This is a genomic window from Bacteroides sp. 90-K9/2, assembly GCF_047310725.1.
GTDB lineage: Bacteria > Bacteroidota > Bacteroidia > Bacteroidales > Bacteroidaceae > Bacteroides > Bacteroides vicugnae.
The window spans coordinates 156,574-166,039 of record NZ_JBCGVL010000011.1 but is presented as its reverse complement, the minus strand read 5'-3'; the positions used below and the strand labels follow the sequence as shown (position 1 = coordinate 166,039).

The 9,466-nt window shown below is 46.0% G+C and carries 6 protein-coding genes; 3 read left to right on the top strand and 3 right to left on the bottom strand.

What is annotated here, in order from left to right:
• Positions 1–292: 292 nt before the first annotated feature.
• From AAHJ11_RS19780 to AAHJ11_RS19770, 3 genes are all read left to right on the top strand, one after another.
• Positions 293–1,351 carry an efflux RND transporter periplasmic adaptor subunit gene (locus AAHJ11_RS19780; protein ID WP_195650592.1) on the top strand — a complete coding sequence of 353 codons (1,059 nt, stop codon included), beginning with the start codon at positions 293–295 and terminating at the stop codon, positions 1,349–1,351.
• Between the two features lie 151 nt (positions 1,352–1,502).
• Entirely contained in the window at positions 1,503–4,535 is a 3,033-nt protein-coding gene (locus AAHJ11_RS19775; protein ID WP_320974936.1) for an efflux RND transporter permease subunit, read from the top strand.
• A 48-nt stretch (positions 4,536–4,583) separates the two neighbouring features.
• A complete protein-coding gene (locus AAHJ11_RS19770) occupies positions 4,584–5,855 on the top strand; it encodes a TolC family protein (RefSeq protein ID WP_320974935.1) in 1,272 nt (423 codons plus the stop codon).
• A gap of 107 nt (positions 5,856–5,962) precedes the next feature.
• Here the strand turns inward: AAHJ11_RS19770 and AAHJ11_RS19765 are convergent, their stop codons facing one another.
• Genes AAHJ11_RS19765 through AAHJ11_RS19755 form a run of 3 tightly spaced genes read right to left on the bottom strand, consistent with a single transcriptional unit; the run spans position 5,963 to position 9,320 of the window.
• Entirely contained in the window at positions 5,963–7,198 is a 1,236-nt protein-coding gene (locus tag AAHJ11_RS19765; RefSeq protein ID WP_148364676.1) for a sodium ion-translocating decarboxylase subunit beta, read from the bottom strand.
• A complete protein-coding gene (locus tag AAHJ11_RS19760; protein WP_217721190.1) occupies positions 7,198–9,033 on the bottom strand; it encodes a biotin/lipoyl-containing protein in 1,836 nt (611 codons plus the stop codon). Before AAHJ11_RS19760 ends, AAHJ11_RS19765 begins: the two co-directional genes overlap by 1 nt.
• A 26-nt stretch (positions 9,034–9,059) precedes the next feature.
• Positions 9,060–9,320 carry an OadG family protein gene (locus AAHJ11_RS19755; protein ID WP_148364674.1) on the bottom strand — a complete coding sequence of 87 codons (261 nt, stop codon included), beginning with the start codon at positions 9,318–9,320 and terminating at the stop codon, positions 9,060–9,062.
• Positions 9,321–9,466: the final 146 nt, after the last annotated feature.

Sequence of the window (9,466 nt, the reverse complement as noted above, 5' to 3'; positions counted from 1 at the left end):
CGGAGGACACAGAGGTTATAATAATCTCTGTGTCCTCCGTGTCCTCTGTGGTGAAATAGTTCATTTAATTCAAATTCGTACGGTTTCGTTATGAATAATGCAATAACCTTCAAAAGAGTTGGATGAGAATTTTACCTTAGAAACGGTAAAGTTCCCGTTTTTTTGTGTTCCATATAATGGTTAAGAGGCAGAATATGAAAAGATAGGAATGTTGAACATAAATAAACGGGAGTTGTTTTAGTATATTATTCGCTATTTATCAACGCAAAACCTCTAAACATCAACGTGGTATATGAAAAAGAAAATTGGATTCGTCCTGGCGGCTGCGGCTGCAATCTTGCTTGCTGGCTGCGGACAGAAAAAAGAAACGACAACGACAACTGCCCGTCCCGTAAAGACTACGATTGTCGAGTCAAGATCGATTATCAGAAAAGATTTCTCGGGAATCGTGGAAGCGGTGGAATATGTGAAGCTGGCTTTCCGGGTCAACGGACAAATCATCCAGCTTCCTGTCATCGAAGGACAGAAAGTGAAAAAGGGACAACTCATAGCAGCTATCGACCCCAGAGACATCGCGTTGCAATATGCTGCTACAAAATCAGCATACGAAACGGCTTCGGCACAAGTGGAACGTAACAAACGGCTCCTCTCCCGACAAGCGATCTCCGTACAGGAATATGAAATCAGCCTCGCCAACTTCCAAAAGGCGAAGTCTGAATACGAACTGTCTGCCAACAATATGCGCGACACCAAGCTGACAGCTCCTTTCGACGGTTCTATCGAAAAACGACTGGTAGAAAACTATCAGCGTGTCAACTCCGGTGAAGGTATCGTTCAGCTTGTCAACACGCACAATCTGCGTATCAAATTCACCATTCCGGATGCTTATCTTTATTTGTTGCGCGCCAAAGATCCGCGTTTCCTTGTTGAGTTTGATACCTTCAAAGGACACGTGTTTCAAGCGAAACTGGAAGAATATCTGGATATTTCGACCGATGGCACAGGTATCCCGGTCAGTATCACGATTGACGACCCGTCATTCGACCGTGATCTTTATGCAGTGAAACCCGGTTTCACGTGTGGCATCCGTTTCACAGCAGATGTAGGTCCGTTGGTGCAGGATAGCTGGACGATTGTACCACTTAGTGCCGTATTCGGTGAAAGTGAAGGGAATAAAATGTATGTCTGGGTGGTAGAAGACAACAAAGTCCACAAACGGGAAGTGACCGTCAACGCCCCGACCGGAGAAGCACAGGCGCTCATCTCGGAAGGTTTGAAACCCGGTGAAAAAATCGTCATTGCAGGCGTACACCAACTAGTGGAAGGAGAATCTATAATAGGTGATAGGTGATAAATGATAGTGGGCTGTGCCATAGGGTACTGCTAATTGGAATCGGCTAGTAATCATTTTCTTTACCGATCACTTACCAACTATCATTTATCAATTGTCAACTATCATTTAATCCCAACTATCATTTATCAACTATCAACTATCATTTATTATGAGTTTAGCTAGATATTCATTAGATAATACGAAAATCATCTATTTCTTTCTTGCCGTGCTGCTGATTGGGGGAATCACTTCCTTTGGCAAGCTAGGCAAGAAAGAGGATGCTCCTTTCGTGATAAAGTCGGCGGTTATCATGACCCGTTATCCGGGTGCCGAACCGGCTGAAGTGGAGCGGTTGATTACCGAGCCCATCTCCCGCGAGATTCAAAGTATGAGCGGTGTGTACAAGATTAAATCAGAATCTATGTACGGGCTTTCAAAAATCACATTCGAATTACAACCTTCCTTGTCAGCAAGCTCCATTCCACAGAAGTGGGACGAGTTACGACGGAAGGTGCTCAACATACAGCCACAGTTGCCAAGCGGTGCTTCCGCACCAACTGTTTCCGATGATTTCGGTGACGTGTTCGGCATCTATTACGGTCTGACGGCGGACGACGGTTACACATACGAAGAGATGCGCAACTGGGCGGAACGGATCAAGACACAGGTAGTGACGGCAGACGGAGTGATGAAAGTGGCTTTGTTCGGAACGCAGACAGAAGTGGTTAATATTTTCATTTCTACTAATAAGCTCGTAGGTATGGGCATCGACCCGAAACAGCTTGCCAGTCTGCTGCAATCGCAGAATCAGATTATCAATACCGGAGAAATCCGTGCCGGCGAGCAACAACTCCGGGTGACTGCCAACGGCATGTACACCACTGTAGACGATATTCGCAACCAAGTAATTACCACAAAGGCCGGACAGGTGAAACTCGGTGATATCGCCGTTATCGAAAAAGGATACATAGATCCCCCATCCAACATTATGCACGTGAACGGCAAACGTGCCATCGGCATCGGTGTCTCCACCGACCCGCAACGGGATGTGGTGCAAACGGGTAAGAATGTGAAAGCCAAGCTGGACGAATTGCTGCCACTGATGCCTGTGGGATTGGAGCTACAAAGTCTATATCTGGAAAACGAAATAGCCAATGAAGCCAACAACGGATTTATCATCAATCTGATCGAATCTATTCTGATTGTGATTGTGATTATCATGTTGGTGATGGGCTTGCGTGCAGGTATGCTGATCGGTTCGTCACTTATTTTCTCCATTGGAGGTACATTGCTTATCATGTCTTTCTTCGGTGTCGGGCTGAACCGTACTTCGTTGGCGGGATTTATCATCGCCATGGGTATGCTGGTGGACAACGCCATTGTGGTGACGGATAACGCACAGATTGCCATTGCCCGTGGAGTAGATCGGCGGAAAGCACTAATAGATGGTGCAACGGGTCCGCAATGGGGATTGCTCGGGGCTACTTTTATCGCTATCTGTTCGTTCCTTCCGCTCTACCTTGCTCCTTCTGCCGTAGCGGAAATTGTGAAACCGCTTTTTGTGGTACTTGCCATCTCGTTGGGATTGAGCTGGGTACTTGCACTGACGCAGACCACCGTTTTTGGTAATTTCATCCTGAAAGCGAAAGCAAAAGATGGTGCCAAAGACCCGTATGATAAACCGTTTTATCACAAATTCGCTTCTATCCTCCGTACACTGATTCGTAGGAAAACGTTGACACTGGGTTCGATGGTAGTGCTTTTCGTTGCTTCACTGATTATCATGGGGACGATGCCGCAAAACTTCTTCCCTTCTTTGGACAAGCCCTATTTCCGGGCAGACGTGTTCTATCCCGACGGATATAGCATCAACGATGTGGTGAAAGAGATGAAATCGGTGGAAGAGCATCTGGCAAAGCAGCCGGAAGTGAAAAAAGTGTCGATCACCTTCGGCAGCACGCCGTTAAGGTATTACCTCGCTTCCACTTCCGTAGGACCGAAACCGAATTTTGCCAATGTGTTGATTGAATTAACAGACAGTAAATATACAAAAGAGTATGAGGAAGATTTCGACGCATATATGAAGGCGAATTATCCGAATGCGATTACGCGTACAAGTCTGTTCAAGCTGTCGCCCGCGGTGGATGCCGCTATCGAAATCGGGTTTATAGGACCGGATGTAGACACACTTGTGGCACTCACCAATCAGGCATTGGAGATTATGCACCGGAATCCGGATTTAATCAACATACGCAATTCGTGGGGAAACAAGATTCCTGTGTGGAAACCGATATATAGTCCCGAACGGGCACAGCCATTAGGGGTGTCCCGTCAGGGCATGGCACAGAGTATCCAGATCGGAACTACGGGTATGACGCTCGGAGAATACCGGCAGGGGGATCAGGTGTTGCCTATCTTATTGAAGGACAACACGGTGGATTCATTCCGCATCAATGACTTGCGCACGTTGCCTGTGTTTGGCACAGGGAATGAGACAACCAGCCTGGAACAGGTGGTATCGGAATTTGATTTCCAGTACCGTTTCTCGAACGTGAAAGATTACAACCGGCAAATGGTGATGATGGCACAGTGCGATCCGCGTCGCGGGGTAAATGCGATTGCTGCTTTCAATGAGGTTTGGCCGCTGGTACAGAAAGAAATAAAAGTGCCGGAGGGATATACAATGAAATATTTCGGGGAGCAGGAAAGTCAGGTGGAATCTAATGAGGCGCTGGCCAAGAACTTGCCGTTGACGTTCTTCCTGATGTTTGTCACTCTGTTGTTCTTGTTCAGGACGTACCGTAAACCGACAGTGATCCTGTTGATGCTGCCGCTTATCTTTATCGGTATCGTGTTGGGATTGGTGTTACTCGGCAAGTCGTTCGACTTCTTCTCTATTTTGGGGTTGCTCGGACTGATTGGTATGAATATCAAAAACGCGATTGTGCTTGTAGAGCAGATTGACCTGGAGGCAAAGACGGGCAAAAAACCGTTGGATGCTGTTGTCAGTGCCACGACCAGCCGTATTATTCCTGTAGCAATGGCGTCCGGTACTACTATTCTGGGTATGTTACCATTGTTGTTCGATGCAATGTTTGGCGGTATGGCGGCTACGATTATGGGAGGTTTGTTGGTGGCTTCGGCGCTGACATTGTTTGTTCTTCCGGTAGCTTATTGTGCCATTCAGAGAATCAAAGGCTAATTGCCTATTCTTATATGAAACTTGAATTTATTATTTAGATTGAATAAAATGAAAACTCAACTTATAACTCTGTCTCTATTGTTCCTCGGCCTCACGGCCGGGGCACAACAGCCTTATCTTAGCCGGGAAGCCTACCGGGATAAGGTGGAAGCTTACAGCCAAATACTGAAGCAACAGAAACTAAAGACAATGGCAAGTACGGAAGCACGGAAAATTGCTCATACCGGTTTCTTACCTAAAATCGATGTCAATGCGGACGGTACGCTTAACATGAGCGACCTTAGTGCATGGAACGAGCCATTGGGCGAATACCGCAATCATACTTATCAAGGAGTATTTATCGTTTCGCAACCATTGTACACAGGAGGAGCACTCAACGCCCAGCACAAGATTGCCAAAGCGGATGAAAAGCTGAATCAGCTGAACGAGGAGCTTACCATCGACCAGATTCATTACCAAAGTGATGCGATTTACTGGAATGCTTCTGCCTCACAAGCTATGTTGCAAGCAGCGGATAAGTATCAAAGCATCGTGAAACAGCAGTATGACATCATACAGGATCGTTTCAGCGACGGGATGATTAGCCGCACGGATTTATTAATGATTTCCACCCGGTTAAAAGAAGCGGAGCTGCAATATATCAAGGCTCGTCAGAACTATACGCTGGCCCTGCAAAAGCTGAATATCTTAATGGGAGAAGAGCCCAATAGTCCTGTAGACAGTCTTTATACGATTGACAAGGCTTCTGCCCCGGTACAGATACTTTCTTTAGAGAATGTGTTGCAACGCCGTGCGGATTTTGAAAGTACGGAAGTGAACATCATGAAGAGTGAGGCACAGCGCAAAGCGGCTCTTAGTCAGTTCAACCCGCAACTGAATATGTATTTCAGTGGCGGATGGGCTACGGCTACGCCTAATCTCGGATATGATGTATCTTTCAATCCCATCGTCGGCATTAATATCAATATCCCGATTTTCCGGTGGGGAGCCCGGTTCAAAACGAACCGCCAGCAAAAAGCGTACATCGGAATACAGAAACTGCAACAGAGTTATGTGACGGACAATATCAACGAGGAACTTTCTGCCGCACTAACCAAACTGACGGAAACGGAATATCAAGTGAAAACTGCCACCGAGACTATGAATCTGGCCAATGAAAATCTCGACCTGGTTTCGTTCTCTTACAATGAGGGAAAAGCGAATATGGTAGATGTGTTGTCGGCACAACTATCATGGACACAAGCACACACGAATCTGATTAATGCGTATCTGTCGGAAAAGATGGCGGTAGCGGAATACAGAAAAGTGATTAGTGAATAAAAGAAGAATCTGAAATCTGCATTCATAAAGCAGTATATAATAAATAATCCGGAGAATGGGCAATACCCATATCTCCGGATTCTTGTATATAAGGTCAGCTATATTGACTACGCAAGGAAGGAAATTAACACACCCGCAGCTACGGCAGAACCGATTACGCCGGAGATGTTGCTTGCCATGCAGTATTGCAATACGTGATTCTTCGGATCGTACTTCAAAGCTATTTCATTGGCTACGCGGCTTGCCATCGGAACAGCACTCAAACCGGTTGCACCGATAAGCGGATTGATTTTCTTCTTCGAGAAAAGATTCACTAGTTTCACAAAGAAAATACCACCGGTTATAGAAAGTGCAAATGCAAGGAATCCACCGATCACGATACCGATTGTTGTCCAGTTGAGGAATGCTTCGGCAGTCATTGTTGCCCCTACAGACAATCCGAGGAAGATAGTAGCTGCATTCATGATGCTATTGGAAGCAGCATCGAACAAACGGAATGTATTGGTTCCGATCTCTTTCACCAGGTTACCGAACATCAGCATTCCGATCAATGGCACAGCACTTGGCACGAAGAGGGCCACAACGGTAGTTACCACAATCGGGAAGATAATCTTCAATACACGCAGATTCTTGATTTCCGTCTTTGAGGGATACATCTTTTCTTGCTCTTTCATGTTGATACTCAACTCTTTCTTCGTACAGAACAGTTTCACTACCAGCGGAATAATCACCGGAACGAGTGCCATGTATGAGTAAGCTGCAATGGCAATAGGACCCAGCAAATGCGGAGCAAGTTTGATGGTGGTAAAGATAGCCGTCGGCCCATCCGCACCACCGATAATTCCCAGAGAGGCAGCTTCTTTCGGAGTGAATCCCATCAGGATAGCCACCAACAGCACGGTAAAGATACCCAACTGTGCGGCTGCACCGAAAATAGAAAGACGCAGGTTACGCAACATCGGTCCGAAGTCCGTCAACGCACCGACACCCATGAAGATGATCGGAGGCAGGAAACCTGTCTTAATCAGCATATAGTAAATAAAGTTCATGATGCCGAGTTCGTGGGCAATGTCATGCAGAGGCATTTCCCAGATGTTCTTCATCACTCCGTTCACCATAATCATACCATTCTCATCAGCCTGAATCACACCCATATCTCCTCCGGGGAAGTTGGCAAGCAACACACCGAAAGCGATAGGCACAAGCAACAACGGTTCATACTGTTTCTTAATTCCGAGATAGAGCAGGATGAACGCGATGGCATACATTATCAGGAACTGCGGTTCGGCAATGATATTGCTGAACGCAGTCATGTCATATAAGTTCTCAAATATTTCGTTCATTATCCTATCCTCATTAATACATCATCTTCTGAAACAGCATCTCCCGGGTTGGCACAGATAGCAGTCACTGTGCCGCCAAATTCAGCGCGAATCGCATTGTAGGTTTTCATCGCTTCTACATAGCAGATTACGTCTCCTTCTTTCACCGTGTCGCCTACTTGCAAAGCAGTTTCTTGTGCATTTTTCACCAAGAAGAACTTGCCTTCCAACGGAGAAACCACCTCTTTGCCTTCGCCTGCCGGAGCAGCGGCAGCACTCGCAGGAGTAGCAGGAAGCTCGGTATCACCATAAGCTACAGTGACACGATAAGCCTGTCCGTCTACCTGTACGGTCAGTGTCTTCGGTTTGACATCTTCTTCCGGTGATTTATCTTTTTCGGCACGGCGTTTTGCCACGTCTTCGAGGAAGTCTTCTTTAGCTTTGCCACTCTTGTAGGCTTCGTATTGAGCCGGGTGCATCGCATATTCGAAGAGTTCTTCGTCGTCCTGTCCGGCTTCCCATTTGTTCTCTTTCATCAGTTTGCGATATTTATCAAGAGCATCCGGATAGTTGTTCTGTGGATCGCCTTCGAAGAACTTGCGGCCTTCACGTTCCGCCTTTTCAATGATTTCCGGAGCAAGTTTGCCCGGCAAACGTCCGGCTTTACCCAGAATCATGTCCCAAATGTCATCGGCAATCATTCCCCAACGGTCTTTCCCTTTTTCCATCGCCATCACGTTCATCATGGCAAGGTTCTTCACATATTGACTGAACGGAGTCACCAATGGAGGATAACCGACACGAGGCCATACGTAAGCCACTTCGTCAAACAGCTTGATGAGAAGCTGATCTTGTGTCATAAACGGCAGATTGTGTTTTGCCTTATATTTATTGATAGATTCCAGATTGGATTCGAGGTCGGCCATCAGACTACCCATCATACCGCCGGGAAGTCCGGGAGCAATCAGCAAGGAGTTCATCAGGCGGTTTTTCGGGCTGATATACAGGCCGAGAAAGTCGTCCATAAATTCCTGAATCATGCCACGCACTTTCATGTAGGCTTCCATATTAATTTCAGGCACTTGATATCCGGCATCTTTCAGCATGGCTTGTACACTAAGTAAATCAGCATGACCAGTTCCCCATGAGAGTGGTTCCATACCCACATCGATGTAGTCGCAACCTGCTTCGCATACTTCGAGGATGCTTGCCATATTGAATCCGGGACCTGCATGGCTATGATACTGAACAGGGATTTCAGGATGTGCTGCCTTGATATTGGCTACAATCTTACCTAATGATACGGGACGGCCGATACCTGCCATATCTTTGATACAGATTTCGTCTGCACCCAGTTTGATGAGTTCCAGTGCCATATTGGTATAGTACTCTACCGTATGAATAGGCGAATGAGTGATACAAAGCGAGCATTGTGAAATCATGCCTGCTTCCTTTGCGTATGTGATGGAAGGAGCGATATTACGCACATCGTTCAATCCGCAGAACGTACGGGTAATGTCTGTTCCTTGTGCTTTCTTTACTTTGTAGAATAATTTGCGGACGTCTGCCGGAACGGGGCTCATACGGAGTCCGTTCAGTGCGCGGTCGAGCATATGGGTTTGAATACCGGCTTCATGGAACGGTTTTGTCCATTCGCGCACGGCTGTATTCGGGTTTTCACCAAATAATAAATTTACCTGTTCAAAACCTCCGCCGTTTGTTTCTACACGGGCGAAACAACCCATTTCAATGATGGCCGGAGCTACCTTTACGAGTTGGTCTACACGAGGTACGTATTTTCCGGCTGATTGCCACATATCTCGGAAAACCAAGCTAAACTTTACTTCTCTTTTCATGTCTTTCAGTGATATTCTTTATAGATTTATAATTTTTCTACTTTAGTGATTTTTCCTTTACCCTGTGTCACTACATTCACAGCAGCAGTAATGGCTGCTAAAATATTTCCCGGAACAGGTGTAGGACCTCGCGGTGCTTCCCGCTTCACAGGAACCACTTCTTCGGGGGCGTACTTGTTGACCAATGTAATCAACAACTTACCTAAATAAATCACAATCAGCAGAATAACAAACACGGTAGCCATTCCGACCACCATCAGCAGGATCGCTGTTTCGATATTTTCCATATAATAAACTATTAGTAATTTAAGTTGTTCGTCTAAAAAGCGTTCGAAAATACCAAATTTTTATTATAAAATAAATTAAGAAAGGAATATAATGTATAAAACTGTCATTTCTCTGATTGATAATCAGGGTATTTATGAGCAGAAAC